This window comes from Lacticaseibacillus suihuaensis (genome assembly GCF_054785075.1).
In genome coordinates this window covers 56,523-72,112 of record NZ_BAAGBJ010000014.1, presented here as the reverse complement: position 1 = coordinate 72,112, position 15,590 = coordinate 56,523, and the positions used below count along the sequence as shown (strand labels likewise).

Here is a 15,590-nt window from a genome sequence, read left to right as displayed (position 1 = left end):
CTGAATTCTTTGGTCGGGACGATGAACAGGAAGCCGTGTGGTGTCCTGTTTGTGTGCTGAAAACTAAATGGTATAGAAAAAGGAGCTGGCAGGCAAGTAGCCTATCAACTCCAAATATCGTAGCGCCGGTTTTGCGTGCAATCAGTGCGGTTGGCGGCGGGTGACCCACCCGGTCGGCGTGGTCGCCGTCAGCCAGGGCAGCATCAGCCACCAAAGCAGCATCAAGCCGAACAGCGCCAGGCCGTAGCCGGCGAAGACGTCGGTCGGGTAGTGGACCTGTACGTAGATGCGCGAGTAGCCGGTCAGGGCGATCATCGCCACGGCGATGCCGACGAACCAGCGGCGAACCGGTGCGTTGGTGATCAAGGCCAGGCTTAGGAGAATCACGGTTCCCCACAAAAGCAGGCTGCCGCTGGCGTGGCCGCTGGGGAAGCTGTAGCCGCCGATGCGGGTCAATGGCGTGATGGCCGGGTCCTGCACGAACGGCCGCAGCCGGCGGATCAGGTGCTTGACCACGGTGTTGAAGCCGCTCATGCCGACGATGGCCAGGGCCGCAAACACCGCGTAGCGTCGCCTGCGGTAATAGGCGAGGATGCCGGCCAGCACCACGCCGAGCACGGTGACGGCGACCGGCTCGCCCAGGGTGGTGATCGCCAGCAACACGTCGGTCAGCCAGCTGGGCCGCACCGCGGTGACCGCCGCGATGATCGGCGAATCGATCGCCGCGATGAAGGCGGCGTGGTGGGCCACCCCCCACAAAAGGGGCAAGAAGACGGCCAGGCCGAGGCCGGCCCAGAGCAGGGGCAAGGGGGAACGATGGGACATGCTTTCACCTCCGTTAGGCAAATTGTACCAGAAGCCGCTTGGGAAGGCTTGTTTTAGTTGACCCGATTTGCTATGATGAAGCCAATATCGAACGAACGAAGGACGAGTAGCTCGGTTGCGGGGCAAGGAAGCGTGCGGGTGCTGCAAGCGCGACGAAGCGACCGGGTGAACTGACCTTTTGAGTGCGGCTAAGCCAATAGTCGCCGGCCCTGGCCGTTATCCAGTCAAGCGCTGTCTTCGGGCAGAACTTAGGTGGTACCGCGGCCAAGCCGTCCTATTTTTCGTAGGGCGGCTTTTTGTTTGGTTCGAGCAGTTTCGCAAAATTCAAGGAGGCACAATCATGTACGATCACAAGGCGGTCGAGAAAAAGTGGCAGAAACGCTGGCACGAGCACAACACGTTCAACACGACAACCGATCCCAACAAGAAGAACTACTACGCGCTGGACATGTTCCCGTACCCGTCAGGCCAGGGCCTGCACGTCGGGCATCCTGAAGGCTACACGGCCACGGACATCATCGCCCGGATGAAACGCGCCCAGGGCTACAACGTGCTGCACCCGATGGGCTGGGACGCGTTCGGGCTGCCGGCGGAGCAGTACGCCTTGAACACGGGCCACGACCCGAAGGACTTCACCAAGGCCAACATCGAGAACTTCAAGCGCCAGATCAACTCCCTGGGCTTCTCCTACGACTGGAACCGCGAACTTGCGACCACCGACCCGAGCTACTACAAGTGGACCCAGTGGATTTTTGAGCAGATGTACAAGCGCGGCCTCGCCTACGAGGCCGAAGTCGCGGTCAACTGGAGCCCGGACCTGGGCACCGTGGTCGCCAACGAAGAGGTGATCGATGGCAAAACCGAGCGCGGTGGCTTCCCGGTCATCAGAAAGCCGATGCGCCAGTGGGTGCTCAAGATTACGGCCTACGCCGACCGCCTGCTGGACGGGCTGGACGACCTCGACTGGCCGGAGCCGATCAAGCAGATGCAGCGCAACTGGATCGGCCGCTCGGTCGGCGCCCAGGTGACCTTCCAGGTGGCCGACAGCGACAAGGCCTTCGACGTTTTCACCACCCGGCCCGACACCTTGTTCGGCGCGAGCTACTGCGTGATGGCCCCGGAGCACGACCTGGTCGACAGCATCACGACGCCGGCGCAACAGGCGGCCGTGGCGGCCTACCGCAAGGCCATCGCCTCGAAGTCCGACCTTGAACGCACGGACCTGAACAAGGACAAAACCGGCGTCTGGACCGGCGCCTACGCGATCAACCCGATCAACGGCGAGCGTCTGCCGATCTGGATCTCCGATTACGTGCTCGCCAGCTACGGCACCGGCGCGATCATGGCGGTGCCGGCCCACGACGAGCGCGACTACGCGTTCGCCAAGAAGTTCGGGCTCAAGATCACCCCGGTCATCGCAGGCGGTAACGTCGAAGAAGCGGCCTACACCGGCGACGGCGAGCACATCAACTCCGGGTTCCTCGACGGCCTGGACAAGGCCCAAGCGATTGACAAGGCGATTGACTGGCTGAGCGCCAAGGGCGTCGGCGAAAAGCACGTCAACTACAAGCTGCGCGACTGGGTCTTCTCCCGCCAGCGCTACTGGGGCGAGCCGATTCCCGTCATTCACTGGGAAGACGGCGAAACCACGCTGGTGCCTGAAGACCAGCTGCCGCTGGTGCTGCCCGAAGAGGCCGACATCAAGCCGAGCGGCACCGGTGAATCCCCGCTGGCCAACCTGGACGACTGGGTCAATGTGGTCGACGAGAACGGCCGCAAGGGGAAGCGCGAAACCAACACCATGCCGCAGTGGGCCGGTTCGTCTTGGTACTTCCTGCGCTTCGTGGATCCGCACAACAAGGAGGCCTTGGCCGACTTCGAGAAGCTGCGCCAGTGGACCCCGGTCGACTTGTACATCGGCGGGGCGGAACACGCGGTGTTGCACCTGCTTTACGCGCGATTCTGGAACCTGTTTCTCTACGACATCGGCGTGGCGCCTTACAAGGAACCGTTCCAGCGCCTGTTCAACCAGGGGATGATTCTGGGCGATAACCACGAGAAGATGAGCAAGAGCAAGGGCAACGTGGTCAACCCAGACGACGTGGTCGCCGAGTACGGCGCCGATACCCTGCGTCTGTACGAGATGTTCATGGGCCCACTGGACGCCGGTATCGCCTGGAGCACCACTGGCCTGGCCGGGGCCCGGAAGTTCCTGGACCGCGTCTGGAGTACCTTCGTCGATGACGACAACAAGATGCGCGATCACATCACGACGATCAACGACGGTCAGCTGGACAAGATTTACAACGAAACGGTCAAGAAGGTCACCGAAGACTACGAGGCGCTGCACTTCAACACCGCGATTTCGGCGATGATGGTCTTCATCAACGAGGCGCGGAAGGTCGACGCGCTGCCTTACGAGTACGTCGAGGGCTTCGTGAAGCTGCTGGCCCCGATTGCGCCGCACATGATGGAGGAAATCTGGCAGATTCTGGGTCACGAACACACGCTGACCTACGCCGCCTGGCCGACCGTCGATGAAAGCAAGCTGGTGTCCGAAACCGTCACGCTGATGGTGCAGGTCAACGGCAAGCTGCGCGGCAACGTCGAAGTCGCCGCCGACGCCGATCAAGACGCCATCAAGGCGGCCGCCAAGGCGCTTGAAAACGTCCAAAAGTTCATTGAGGGCAAAACCATCGTGAAGGAAATCGTCATCCCGGGCAAGATCGTCAACCTGGTGGTGAAGTAACCAGAGCGGAGGCCGGCGCAGTTAGCGAACCGAGTAGCGCAGTGCCGGGGCTTGAAGCGGTCTATGCTTCGAGTGCCGGTGCTAGCTGTGCGTTGCCGGCCGCCGCTCGCCGATTCCACGCGTCGCCACCCGAGCACGACTGAAGGCTTCAACACATCGCCGTTTCGACACTGCGCCGCCGCGTCATGAGGCGGCTTGCCGGTGCCCGAACCGGAACCAAGAAGGTCCTGCCGCGGCAGGGCCTTTTTGCTGCCGTCGGCAAAGCCCGTCGGGGGAGCGGTCCCGTTGCGGTCGCGGCTCGCCGGTCAACAACGTAAAGAAATAATAAGGCCAACGAATCGGTTTGAAAGCACGCAGACGGGTGGTTAGAATAAGTGTATATGTCTTTTGATGGGAGCAGTGTATGGATAAGCAGAAAGTGGCGGCGCGGCCGCAGCGTAGTGCCAAGGAACTGATGCTGCGCGGATCGGCCTGGATGACCGCCGGCAGCATTTTGTCGCGGGTGCTGGGCGCCATCTACATCATCCCCTGGCGCATCTGGCTGGGGGCCGCCTACCTGACGGCCAACAGCCTGTTCACCAAGGGCTACCAGATCTACAACATCTTCTTGATCGTGTCGACCGCCGGGGTGCCGGGGGCGATATCCAAGCAGATCGCCCGCTACAACGCGATGAACGAGTACAAAACGGGGATGCGGCTGTTCTACCACGGCGCCGTGGCGATGTCGATCATGGGTGTGGTGGCCTGTGGACTGCTGTGGGTGCTGGCGCCGGTGCTGGCGCTGCGCGACGCGGCCTTGACGCAGGTCTTTCGCACCCTGGCGTGGCCGCTGCTTTTGATTCCGCTGTTGTCGGTGATGCGCGGGTTCTTTCAGGGCTACAACGAGATGGCGCCGAGTGCCTTGAGCCAGTTCATCGAGCAGGTCGCGCGGGTCATCTACATGCTCTTGATGACCTACACCATCATGGTGATCGGCAATCACAATTACGTCGATGCCGTGGCGCAGTCCACCTTCGCCGCGTTCGTTGGGGCGGTGTTCGGGCTCCTGCTGTTGGTCGGCTACTTCTTCCACCAGCGCGGCCGCTTCGCCGAGCTCGCCGCCTCAAGCGCCGGCAACGTGCATATCTCGACCAAGCGCATTTTGCTTGAAATCGCCCAGCAGGCCTTCCCGTTCATCGTGATGGGGGCGGCGACCAACCTGTATTACATCATCGATCAATACACATTCGACCCGATGATGCTGACGCATTACATCGTCTCCAAACACGCGCTGGGCGAGCTTTACGCGCTGTTTGCCGGCAACGCCAATAAGCTGATCATGATCGTCGTGTCGCTGGCGGTGGCGATGGCCTCGACGGCGCTGCCGCTTTTGGCCGCGGCCAAAACGCGCGGGGTCGGCCGCGAAATCGCCGACAACATCACCAACATCTTGCAGCTGTTCTTCATCGTGATGATTCCCAGCGCCTTGGGGATGGCCGCGGTGTCGCAGCCGCTTTACGTCGTGTTCTTCGGCTACGACAAGCTGGGCATCTCCGTGATGGAGCTGTCGTCGTTTCTGGCGGTGTTCTTCGGGCTCTTCACCGTGCTGGCCTCGGTGCTGCAGGGGTTGTTCCACAACCGCCTGGCGATGAAAATCATGGTGGTCGGCGTGGCCGTCAAGTTCATTTTCCAGTGGCCTTTGATCGTGTTGTTCAACGTGTACGGTCCGACCTTGGCGACGATGCTCGGCATGGCGGCCTCCATCGCGCTGATGCTGTGGCAGCTGCGCGACTTGTACCACTTCAAGGCGCGGCAGACCCTGCGGCGGCTGGTCGGCATCACCGCCTTTTCCGCGGTGATGGCCGCAGTCGTGCGGGTGTTGGTGTGGTTGATGTCACAGGTGCTGAACCCGGCCAGCGGAATGCAGAGCATGCTGATGTTGGTGGTGGCGCTGCCGGTCGGCGTGGCCATTTACGCCTACGCGGTGCTCAAAACGCGCCTGGCCGACTTGATCATCGGGCGGCGCATCGGCAGCATTCGCCAGAAGCTGCACATCGGGTGAGCGCATGCGATTAGACAGATTTCTCAGCAACCTTCAGTACGGCACCCGCAAGGAAGTGCGGCGCATCATCAAGGCGGCGCGGGTGACCGTTGACGCCCAGCTGCAGCGCGACCCGGGCTTCGACGTTCCCGAAGGCGCCGTGGTGGCCCTCGACGGGACCGCCCTGACCCAGGACCTCGCCGTGTATTACCTCTTGAACAAACCGGCCGGGGTGGTGACCGCCAACCGCGACGCCAAAGACCGCACCGTGATGGACCTGGTGGCCGACCCGGACATGCGGCCGGGGCTTTACCCGGTCGGCCGGCTGGACAAGGACACCACCGGGCTGTTGCTGTTGACCAACGACGGCACCTTGGGCCACAACCTGCTGGCCCCGGGCAAGCACGTCCCCAAAACCTACCGGGCAACCCTGGCGCGGCCGCTGACGCCGGAGCAGCGCGGCCCAATCGAAACCGGCATCGCCTTCAAGGACTTCACCAGCCGGCCGGCGACTTTGACCGTGGTGCCAGGCACGGCGGCACAGCAGGTTGAGCTCACCATCGGCGAGGGCAAGTACCACCAGGTCAAGCGGATGTTTTTGGCCGTCGGTAACGAGGTCGTGGCGCTGCACCGCATCGCGATGGGGCCGCTGACCCTGCCGGCAGACCTTGCGGCGGGGCGGTACCGCGCGTTGACTGCGGCCGAACTCGCCGGCCTGAAGGCGCTGGTGCCCAAGCGCTGAACCACACCAAAAAGTCGCCCCCCCCTTGCACATTGCTTGCAGGAGGACGACTTTTTTGGCGGAGTCGGTCATCGGTTACGGCGGGGCGACGCCGGTTACAGCAGGCCGCTTGCGGCCTGGGCCATGTAGGCCGGCAGCGCCTCAATCACGCGCGTCGGCAGGGCAACGTACTGGCTGGCCGCCAGCCGCTCTGCCACGGCGCTGTGGGTGAACACCGCCGCGTTAACGGTGGCGGCGGTGAAGCCGAACTGGCCGATGAAGGCCGCCAGGATGCCCGACAAAACATCGCCGGAGCCGCCGGTGGCTTGCGCCGGCGTGCCGATGGTGCTGACGAAGCTCTTGGTCGGCGCGTGAATCTGGGTGCGGTGGCTCTTGACCACCACGATGCCGGGCAGCTTGGCCGCGGCCTGCGCGTTGGCCGCCGGGGTCTGATCCGCAATGGCCAGGCCGGACAAGCGCTGCCACTCCATCTGGTGCGGGGTCCAGACGGTGCGGTCGTGGTCGATGCGCAGGTGGTGCGTGGCGATCAGCGTGAGGGCCGAGCCGTCTAGAATCAGTACCTGCGTCGGCGTCAGGTTGGCCAGGCTGACCTGCAGAATCTGCAGTGCGGATTCGTTGGTGCCAAGTCCCGGGCCGATCACCACGACGTCGGCCTCGGGCACGGTGTGGCGCAACCTGGCACCGTCGTACGGCAGCACCATCGCCTCTGGCAGCCGGGCGTGAAGCGCCGTGTGGTTGCACGGGTTGGTGGCCACGGTGGTCAGGCCGGCCCCGGCGTAGACGGCCGCGCTTGCGGCCATGATGGCGGCACCGCCGAAGTGCTCGTTGCCGCCGATGATCAGCACCCGGCCGAACTGCCCCTTGTGGCTGTCCGTCAGGCGCGGTTGGATGACCTGCGTGACGCAGGTCGAAGTCAGAGCTTCCATACAATCACCTCGCCAACAGTTTACCCCACCTGACGCGATGCGTGTGAAAAAAGTGCGTCTCGCCGCGAAAAATCGCGCCAGGGGCTTGGCAAACCGCGGGGGATTTGCTATTATAATATCTGTTGTTGCCGCAATGGCGGAATTGGCAGACGCGCAGTGTTCAGGTCGCTGTATGGTTATCCATGTGCAGGTTCGACTCCTGTTTGCGGCATTGGCAATAACGTGTGACACGTCGAGAGATCGACGTGTTTTTTTGTGCCCGGCGGCTTGCGCGGTGAGAACTATATTTGCCAACCACGCAAAAATGGGTTGGCAAACCCCTGCATTCTTGATATACTAATTCCTGTTGTTGCCGCAATGGCGGAATTGGCAGACGCGCAGTGTTCAGGTCGCTGTATGGTTATCCATGTGCAGGTTCGACTCCTGTTTGCGGCATTGGCAGTAACGAGTGACACGCTGAGGAATCAGCGTGTTTTTTTGTGTCCAAGGTTAAGAATAGACTTTTGTAACGATAAGGCATACAATCTTATCGTATTCTAATAACCGCATTTTGCGGTTGCTAGGGACGCAAGGACGCAACGTGTGAATGGGAAGCACGAATTTGGGGAGGATTTTTATGACAAAGCAACAGGGCGCCAAGAAACTCTACAAGTTGCACAAGGTGTGGCTGGCAGCGGGAATCGCCGCTGCCACGCTATTCGGCGTGCAGGCGCTGGGCAGCCAGGCGGCACCCGGCCAGTTGAACAGCGGCTCGATTGCGGCTCGGGTTGGGGCGCAAAAAACCGCTGCGGCAAACAAGCAGCAAACCGTGACGCTGCACCCGGCGGCCGTCAAAATCGGCCACACCAGTGACAATGGCATCGTCAAACGCGCCGCGGCGCAAACCGTGACCGCTGCGAAGGATGTTCGCCTCATGAGCTTCAACGAGCTGAAGGCGGCGGCCGCCACCGGGAATGCCGCGGCACAAAAGGAGCTGGCAGCGCGGACGGGCCAAAGCACCTCGGCGCCGGTTGTGCCCACGACGCAGGTTAAGGCGACCGCCTACGCCAACGCCAGCTACACCATCGTCGCGGCGGCCGCCGCGAAAGGTGACGCCGCCGCCATCGCCGAAAAGGCGCGGCGTGACGGCAACACCGCCAAGGTTAGCGGTTTGGTTCAAACCCCGGCCAAGAACTACAGCCTGCTGGGCTACAACGCCTTGGTCGCGGCGGCCAAGCACGATAACGCAGCCTTGGCCGAGCTGAACAAGCGCAACGCCAACAGTGTGAAGGCCACGGCCTGGGATCAGCCCAAGCAGGTTGAGTATTCGATGCTGGGTTACGCGCAGCTGACTTATTTGGCCAACGCTAAAGATGCCAAGGCAATCAAAGAGTTGGCCAAGCGCGATGCCAACAGCGCTAAGGAAATGGCGTACTACATTGCCGACGTGCCGGTGGCTTACAGCACCATGGGTTACACCAAGCTTCAGGCGCTGGCCCAAAGCCCGGACCAGGATGTTGCGACGCAAGCGACCAAGGAGCTGGCCAAGCGCGACGCCAACAGCGCCAAGGAAATGGCGTACTACATTGCCGACGTGCCAGTGGCCTACAGCACCATGGGCTACAGCAAGCTCTCTCAGCTGGCGACGGCAGGTGACGCCGGTGCCCGGGCGGAACTGGCGATTCGCAACGCTAACGCCGTCAAGGCCGAGGCCTACGGGGACAGCGTGACGACCAGCTATCACGACATGAGTAAGGCGCGGTTGACCGCCTTGGCCGGCGCCGGCAACGACTACGCGGCTCGTGAGCTGACCCGCCGTGCTAACCAGCCGGCGGCAGTGGCCAAGACCTACAGCAAGGCCGACTACCAGCTTCTGAGCTACAGCAAGCTTCAGGCGCTGGTGGCCGCCAACAGCGATGCGAACGCCGCCAAGGAGCTGGCCAAGCGCGACGCTCAAAGCGCGGCCATCGCCGCCCAGTACCCGACACCGACCAAGGCCTACAGCATGATGAGCTACAACGAGCTGAAGGCGCTTGGCGATGACGCCGGGGCGCAAGCCGAAATTGCCAAGCGCGACGCGCAGGCGCATGCGTTGGACGACCTGTATGAAACCCCGGCCAAGCCGTACAGTGCAATGAGCTACAACGAGCTGAAGGCGCTTGGCGATGACGCCGGGGCGCAAGCCGAAATCGCCAAGCGCGATGCGCAGGCGCATGCGTTGGACGACCTGTATGAAACCCCGGCCAAGCCATACAGCGCGATGAGCTACAGCGAGCTGCAGGCCAAGGCGCAGGCCGGCGACACGGGGGCCCAACACGAGCTGGACATCCGCAACGCGCAAACTGAGCAGATTGAGGCCCAGCAGGCGCCCCAGGCACCGGCCAAGGATTACAGCCGCATGACGTACAGTCAGCTGCAGGCCCTGGCCGCGCAGGGCGATGCCGGTGCTAAGGCCGAGCTCAAGGCGCGTGGTCTGTAGCACCGCCGGCCTCTGCGGTCTACTAGCTCGTGGCGGCCAAAAAACTTGTCAGATCACCACTCGCGCGTTAAACTAATCGGTATCTGATACTTCAATAAGCGTCACGGATCCTTAGTCCTCACTAGGCCAAGGGAGTCGTGACGTTTTTTGATGCCGCAACCACCGCGGTGATACGAAAGGAGGAATCGCATGTTTCAGATTGTGATGCAACACACCCACGGTCGCGCCCGGGTCAGCTTCTTCTTGGCGCCGCTGGTGATGCTCGGGGAGGTGTTTTGCGACCTGCAGCAGCCGACTTTGATGGCCACCATCATCGACTCGGGCCTGGCCAAGGGCGACATGGCCTTCGTCGTGCATCAGGCCAGCCTGATGGCGCTGTTTGCGGTGCTGGGGTTGGCGTGCGGCGCCGGGTGCGGAATTCTGGGCAGCTTCGCGTCGCTTGCGATGGGCCAGGCGCTGCGGGCCGACATGCTCGCGGTGGCCCTGAACAGTCGCAAGGCCGGGGGGCTGGCGCCGGCCACCTTGATCACACGCATCACCAACGATGTGACCCAGATGCAAAACCTGGTGATGATGATCACCCGCGGCATGGTGCGATCGCCGATGCTGATGATCGGCGGGATCGTGATGTCGGTGCTGGTCAGCCCGGCCCTGGCGCCGATTCTGTTCGTCGTGCTGCCGGCCCTGGTGATTTTCATGGCGGTGGTGGTGCGGCGCAGCCTGCCTAAGTACCTGGCGATGCAACAGCAAGTCGATGGGATGAACCGCGTGATGCGCGAGAACCTGCAGGGGGCCAAAACCATCAAGGCTTACGTGCTGGAGCCCCACCAGCTGACGCAGTTCACCGCGGCCAACCGCACCTTAACCGACGCCAGCCAGGCCGCCGCGATGGCGACGGTGACGCTGGCGCCGGTGATTCAGCTGGTGTTGAACCTCGGGGTGGTGGTGGCGTTGGCATACGGCGGCAGCCTGGCCATCAGTTCACGGCTGGCGACCGGCCAGATCATCGCCTTTGTCAATTACATGATCCAGATCACGACGGCCATGATCGGCACGGTCAACATCATCACCGCCTTCTCCCGGGCCATCACCTCCGCCGGCCGCGTCCAGGCGGTGCTGGCCGAGGAAGCGGCGACGCCACCGGTCACTGCGCAGGTGCCGGCGCCGGCGACGTCGACCATCGCGTTCGACCACGTCACCTTCGGCTACGCGGCGGCCACGCCGATTCTTCAAGATATCAGCTTCACGGTTCCCGAAGGCCAGTGGCTGGGCATCATCGGCACCACCGGCAGCGGCAAAACCAGCCTGATCAATCTGCTGACCCGGGCCTTCGACGAATACACCGGCACCGTCACCATCGGCGGCCAAGACATTCGCCGACTCAGCCTGGCCACGGTGCATCACCTGGTCAGTGTGGCGACGCAGGATTCGCTGCTGTTTTCCGGCACCGTGCGGTCGAATCTGACTTACGGTGCCCAGGCGGCCTCGGATGAGCGGCTGAGCCAAAGCGTCGCGGTGGCCAGCGCGACGGACTTTTTGGCGCCGCTACCAGACGCTTTGGACCGGCCGGTGGAACAAACCGGCAAGAACTTCTCCGGGGGCCAGCGCCAGCGCCTAAACATCGCCCGGGCGGTGGTGCCGGACGCGCCGATTCTGGTCTTGGACGATGCGACCAGCGCCGTCGATCAGGTGACCAACGCCCGGATCCAAAAGCGGCTGACCGCAGCGCGGGCCAACCGCACCACGGTGATCATCTCGCAGCGCGTCGCCAACATCCAACACGCCGCTCAGATTCTGGTGATGGAAGACGGGCGGATCACCGCCGCCGGCACCCACGCGCAGTTGCTGCACCGCTCGCCGTTTTACGCGCAGCTGGTGGCCACCCAGTTAGGAGGGGATGCTCATGCAGATGATGACTAGACGAGGACCGCGCAACCCGCACCGCCAGAAGGTGACGCTGCACAACGTCGGGGCCACCATTCGCCGCATCGGCGGGTACTTGGGGGCCTACCGCAAGGCGCTGGCCGTCGTGTTCGGCCTGACCGTGTTCACCACCCTCAGCACGATCGTCGGCAACCGCGTCAACGGCATCGTGGTCGACCGCTACATTGCCCACAATAAGCTGCAGGCGCTTTTGGTAGTCTGCGGCCTGCTGGCTTTGATGTACCTGGTCGCCAGCGTCTGCACCTATTTTCAAAACACGCTGACCATCAAGGCCGCCCAGCAAACCGCCGCTCGCATTCGCCAGGACGTCTTCGCCAACCTGCAGCGGCTGCCGATGCGCTACTTTGACACCCACGACACCGGCGACATCATGAGCCGGCTGACCAACGACGTCGACAACATCAACACGGCCCTGATGCAGACGTTCGTGCAGCTGTTCACCGGGGTGATCGCGGTTGTCGGCATGGGGGCGGCGATGCTGATCTTATCGCCGCTTCTGACCGCGATTGCGCTGTTGGCCACGCTTGCGACCTACACCTTCTCCCGCGCCGTCGCCAAGGTGACCCAATCCGCCTTCACCACCCAGCAGCAGGCCCTGGGGGCGCTCAACACACAGGTTGAAGAAAGCGTGTCGGGCAAGGCCGTGGTGCAGCTGTTCGACCACACCCAGCAGACGCTGGACCAGTTCGCCCAGACCAACGCGCAGTACACACGCGCGGCCTTCATCGCCCAGGCCTTCTCCAGCGCGATGGGGCCATTCAATAACATGACCAACAACCTGGCCTACCTGCTGATCACGGCGGCCGGGGCGGTGTCGATTCTCAACGGCAGCCACACCGTGACCGTCGGGGTGATTTTCACCTTCTTAATCTACCTGCGCAACTTCACCGGACCGATCAACAACGTGCTGGATCTGATTAACACGCTGCAGCTGTCTTTGGCCAGCGCCGAGCGGGTCTTTGAGCTGATCGATGAGCCCCCGGAGCGGGACCTGCCAGACGCACCGGCCACGCCAGAAGTGGCCGGGGCGGTGCGGTTTGAGCACGTCGATTTTGCCTATGACACGCGCCCGATTCTCAAAGACGTCAACTTGACCGCCCGTGTCGGGGATGTGATCGCGCTGGTCGGGCCGACCGGGGCGGGGAAAACCACCATCATGAACCTGCTGACCAACCTGTACCCGCTGCAGCACGGCCGGGTGTTGCTCGACGGGACCGACGTGACGACCATGCGGCGCCGCGACCTGCGCCGCCTGATCACGGTGGTGCAGCAGGAACCCTTCATGTTCCAGCAGACCATTCGCGAGAACATTCGGCTGGGCCGGCCAGGCGCGACGGATGAGGAAGTCAAGCAGGCGGCCATCGCCGCCAACGCGCATGTGTTCATCACCCAGCTGCCGCAGGGGTACGATACGGTGCTGGCGGAGAACGCCAGCGGCATTTCGCAGGGGCAGCGCCAGCTTTTGAGCATCGCCCGGGCCTTCATCACCCAGGCCCCGGTGCTGGTGCTCGACGAGGCCACCGCGGCGATCGACTCCAACACCGAGGCCGCGGTGCAACACGCGATGACCGCCTTGATGCGGGGCAAAACCAGCTTCGTCATCGCCCATCGCCTCTCGACGATTCGCCACGCCACCCAGATTCTGGTGATTCAAGACGGCCGCGTGGTGGAGTCGGGCACCCACGAAGCGCTGCTGGCGCGTGGCGGCGCCTACGCCGATTTGTACAACAGCCAGTTCGACCCGGCGTGACAATGTTAAAATAACGCCCCGCAGCCGCCTTCAGTCTGGTACACTTGACCTATCGAAGAGAATCGAGGGCCGAACATGAAAAAACTGGGATTGCTATTGCTTGCCGTGGCCGGCTTGGGCCTGGCAGGCTGCCAAAAACAAAGTCAGACGCCGACCAGCGCCCCCATCGTGCAGGAAACCGGGACCAAGACGCTGCACAAGTACGTCAAGGTGCCGCTGCAAAAGGCCTGGACCACGTTTCTTGAGGCGCATCCCAAGGCCGTGGTCACCGGCATCGACCTGGAGCAGGCCGGCGCTGGCTACCACTACAAGGTCGACGGCGTGGATGACACCCACGATTACGAGCTGACCATCAACGCCAAAACCGGCAAGGTCTCGGGCAAGGACCAAGAAAAGCTGGACGCCAAGGATGCCGACGGGGCCAAGAAGGAAGCAGATGGGTTCTCCCGCTCCGGGCTCCAAAGCCTGACCGCCGTGACCGAGCTGGCCGAAAACCAGATCGGCAACGGCGACGCCTTCGAGTGGAAGCTCGAAAAAGATGACGGCAGCACCGTGTGGAACGTCTCCGTCAAGGCCGACAAGAAGGTCACCGTGGTCACCATTGACGCTTACGGCGGCGAGATCCTCAAGACCAAGGTGGCTGACTGAGCCTTCGCGGCTGCGCTGCAGTCCGAACGGACCGGCCGCGGCGCCACGGCGCTTGCGGCACCACACCAGACGAAAAAAGGCGCCATCGGCATTGTAGCCGGTGGCGCCTTTGCTGTGGCGGCAAGACCACGCGCAATCCGCGGGTCAGCGCGTGATGGTGCGGGTGTAGTCCAGGTCGTTGAGGTTGTGATCTTGAATCACGGATTGAATGTACTGGCGCAGCCGGGGGACCTTGACGGCCACGCGGTACCCGAGGCTTTGGCGCAGCTTGGCCAGCTCGCTTGCCGTCGGGCTGTCCTCGCCGGCAAAAAAGCGGCGGTTCAGCTCGCCGATGAAGTTCGCGGCGGCCACGAGCTGCTTGTCCGTGATGTCCTTGCGCTGGTAGAGGCTTTCGACCGCTAGCCGCTCGCCGTTGCCGGCGAACAGGTGGCGCAAGTAGCGCTGGTAGTGCAGCAGGTCGGGGTTTTGCCGCTCGGCCTTCGTCAAAACCGGCGTTAGGTCGACGGTACGGCGCTGGTAGCGCAGCTTGGTCGGGCTGAGCGCCACCACGCCGTAGCCGCCCGGGGTGACGGAGAAGCTGCCGCTGACAATCTCGGTGGTGGTGCAGCGGCCGGCGGGGTCTTGGGCGATGTCTTGGGCGTGGATGTGCCCGGAGAACAGCACCGGCACTTGGTAGCGCGTCAGCAGTTTTTGCAGCTGGTCGGTGTTGTTCAGCACGTAACCGTGATGCACCACCTGGTTGTGAACGTACAGGTTGTGGTGCATGAACACCAGCGGGGTCCGGCCGGCCTTTTTGGCGGCGGCGAGCTGGCGGCGCAGCCAGGCCAGCGTCTTGGTAGACAGCTCGCCGCCGGTGTTGGGGTTGGTCGCCGAGGGCTGAATCGGGTAGATGTTGGAGTCCAGCATCAAGAGCTCGTAGTCGTGGTTGAGCAAGACCGTGTAGCTGAGCGAGTCGGGGTCAACGGCCTGGGCGTGTGCGTAGCTGGCCTTGAAAACGTCGCGCCAGTCGTCGGGGCCGATCTGCGCCGTTTTGAGCTGCCGCTTGCCGCGGTACTGCCTGGCCCAGCCGTCGTAAATGTCGTGGTTGCCGGGAATCACCAGCAGGGGGATGCCGGCCTGCGTCAGCTTGGCGAAGCGGCGAACCAGCGACTTGGCGGAGATCAGCTCGCCGTTGAAGGTGACGTCGCCGGTGATGATCACCGCGGTGGGTTTGGCCGCCAGCGCCTGGTGAACGAAGGCACGTAAGGCGACAGACTGGTAGTCAAGGTCCTTGCCGGCGGCGCTTTGCTTGATGGCGGTGAAAGCCGCCTTGTCGTCGTGAAGGCTGGGGGCGATGAAGTGGGTATCAGACATCACCCACAGCCGCGGCGTGGCGCTTGCCGTCAGGGCCGGTACGGACCGCGGGGGCCGCGGCGCCAGGGCGACCAGGCCCCAGGCGATGGCGGCCAGGCCGAGCAGGGCCGCCAGGGTGGTCAACAAACGTTTCATAGCAGTTCCTCACTTATCCACAAGATGTTGTGGATACTGG

The 15,590-nt window shown here is 63.0% G+C and carries 10 protein-coding genes and 2 tRNA genes; 9 read left to right on the top strand and 3 right to left on the bottom strand.

Features of this window, described 5'->3' with window-relative positions; genetic code table 11:
- Positions 1 to 141 precede the first annotated feature (141 nt).
- Positions 142 to 825 carry a phosphatase PAP2 family protein gene (locus tag ACYVRZ_RS11305; protein WP_461226960.1) on the bottom strand — a complete coding sequence of 228 codons (684 nt, stop codon included), beginning with the start codon at positions 823 to 825 and terminating at the stop codon, positions 142 to 144.
- Between the two features lie 337 nt (positions 826 to 1,162).
- On the opposite strand from ACYVRZ_RS11305, the gene leuS reads away from it, so the two are divergent.
- From leuS to ACYVRZ_RS11290, 3 genes are all read left to right on the top strand, one after another.
- A complete protein-coding gene (leuS, locus tag ACYVRZ_RS11300) occupies positions 1,163 to 3,574 on the top strand; it encodes a leucine--tRNA ligase (protein WP_461226966.1) in 2,412 nt (803 codons plus the stop codon).
- Positions 3,575 to 3,977: 403 nt separating this feature from the next.
- Positions 3,978 to 5,615 (top strand): putative polysaccharide biosynthesis protein, encoded by a 1,638-nt coding sequence (locus ACYVRZ_RS11295; protein ID WP_461226958.1) that lies wholly within the window; start codon positions 3,978 to 3,980, stop codon positions 5,613 to 5,615.
- 4 nt (positions 5,616 to 5,619) lie between these two features.
- On the top strand, positions 5,620 to 6,336 hold the full coding sequence (locus ACYVRZ_RS11290) for a pseudouridine synthase (protein WP_461226956.1): 717 nt from the start codon (positions 5,620 to 5,622) through the stop codon (positions 6,334 to 6,336).
- 95 nt (positions 6,337 to 6,431) lie between these two features.
- Here ACYVRZ_RS11290 and ACYVRZ_RS11285 read toward each other — a convergent pair whose 3' ends face one another.
- Entirely contained in the window at positions 6,432 to 7,262 is an 831-nt protein-coding gene (locus tag ACYVRZ_RS11285; RefSeq protein ID WP_461226954.1) for an NAD(P)H-hydrate dehydratase, read from the bottom strand.
- A gap of 127 nt (positions 7,263 to 7,389) precedes the next feature.
- Between ACYVRZ_RS11285 and ACYVRZ_RS11280 the strand changes: the two genes are divergently transcribed.
- The 6 genes from ACYVRZ_RS11280 (at position 7,390) to ACYVRZ_RS11255 (ending at position 14,062) form a co-directional block, all read left to right on the top strand.
- A tRNA-Leu gene (locus ACYVRZ_RS11280) sits at positions 7,390 to 7,473 on the top strand.
- A gap of 140 nt (positions 7,474 to 7,613) precedes the next feature.
- A tRNA-Leu gene (locus ACYVRZ_RS11275) sits at positions 7,614 to 7,697 on the top strand.
- Between the two features lie 181 nt (positions 7,698 to 7,878).
- Positions 7,879 to 9,720, top strand: coding sequence for a hypothetical protein (locus ACYVRZ_RS11270; protein ID WP_461226952.1), 1,842 nt, complete (start codon positions 7,879 to 7,881; stop codon positions 9,718 to 9,720).
- A gap of 189 nt (positions 9,721 to 9,909) precedes the next feature.
- Positions 9,910 to 11,640 carry an ABC transporter ATP-binding protein gene (locus ACYVRZ_RS11265; protein WP_461226950.1) on the top strand — a complete coding sequence of 577 codons (1,731 nt, stop codon included), beginning with the start codon at positions 9,910 to 9,912 and terminating at the stop codon, positions 11,638 to 11,640.
- Positions 11,618 to 13,414 (top strand): ABC transporter ATP-binding protein, encoded by a 1,797-nt coding sequence (locus ACYVRZ_RS11260; protein WP_461226948.1) that lies wholly within the window; start codon positions 11,618 to 11,620, stop codon positions 13,412 to 13,414. Before ACYVRZ_RS11265 ends, ACYVRZ_RS11260 begins: the two co-directional genes overlap by 23 nt.
- Before the next feature lie 75 nt (positions 13,415 to 13,489).
- On the top strand, positions 13,490 to 14,062 hold the full coding sequence (locus ACYVRZ_RS11255; protein WP_461226946.1) for a PepSY domain-containing protein: 573 nt from the start codon (positions 13,490 to 13,492) through the stop codon (positions 14,060 to 14,062).
- A 144-nt stretch (positions 14,063 to 14,206) separates the two neighbouring features.
- On the opposite strand, the gene ACYVRZ_RS11250 is transcribed toward ACYVRZ_RS11255, so the two are convergent.
- Positions 14,207 to 15,550, bottom strand: a complete 1,344-nt coding sequence (locus tag ACYVRZ_RS11250; RefSeq protein WP_461226944.1) for a metallophosphoesterase — start codon at positions 15,548 to 15,550, stop codon at positions 14,207 to 14,209.
- Between the last annotated feature and the right edge of the window lie 40 nt (positions 15,551 to 15,590).

Bases quoted from the DNA above. Each gene is read 5' to 3' on its own strand.
- ACYVRZ_RS11305 (WP_461226960.1), bottom strand. From the start codon at position 825: ATGTCCCATCGTTCCCCCTTGCCCCTGCTCTGGGCCGGCCTCGGCCTG.
- ACYVRZ_RS11295 (WP_461226958.1), top strand. From the start codon at position 3,978: ATGGATAAGCAGAAAGTGGCGGCGCGGCCGCAGCGTAGTGCCAAGGAA.
- ACYVRZ_RS11265 (WP_461226950.1), top strand. From the start codon at position 9,910: ATGTTTCAGATTGTGATGCAACACACCCACGGTCGCGCCCGGGTCAGC.
- ACYVRZ_RS11290 (WP_461226956.1), top strand. From the start codon at position 5,620: ATGCGATTAGACAGATTTCTCAGCAACCTTCAGTACGGCACCCGCAAG.
- ACYVRZ_RS11285 (WP_461226954.1), bottom strand. From the start codon at position 7,262: ATGGAAGCTCTGACTTCGACCTGCGTCACGCAGGTCATCCAACCGCGC.
- ACYVRZ_RS11255 (WP_461226946.1), top strand. From the start codon at position 13,490: ATGAAAAAACTGGGATTGCTATTGCTTGCCGTGGCCGGCTTGGGCCTG.
- ACYVRZ_RS11270 (WP_461226952.1), top strand. From the start codon at position 7,879: ATGACAAAGCAACAGGGCGCCAAGAAACTCTACAAGTTGCACAAGGTG.
- ACYVRZ_RS11260 (WP_461226948.1), top strand. From the start codon at position 11,618: ATGCTCATGCAGATGATGACTAGACGAGGACCGCGCAACCCGCACCGC.
- ACYVRZ_RS11250 (WP_461226944.1), bottom strand. From the start codon at position 15,550: ATGAAACGTTTGTTGACCACCCTGGCGGCCCTGCTCGGCCTGGCCGCC.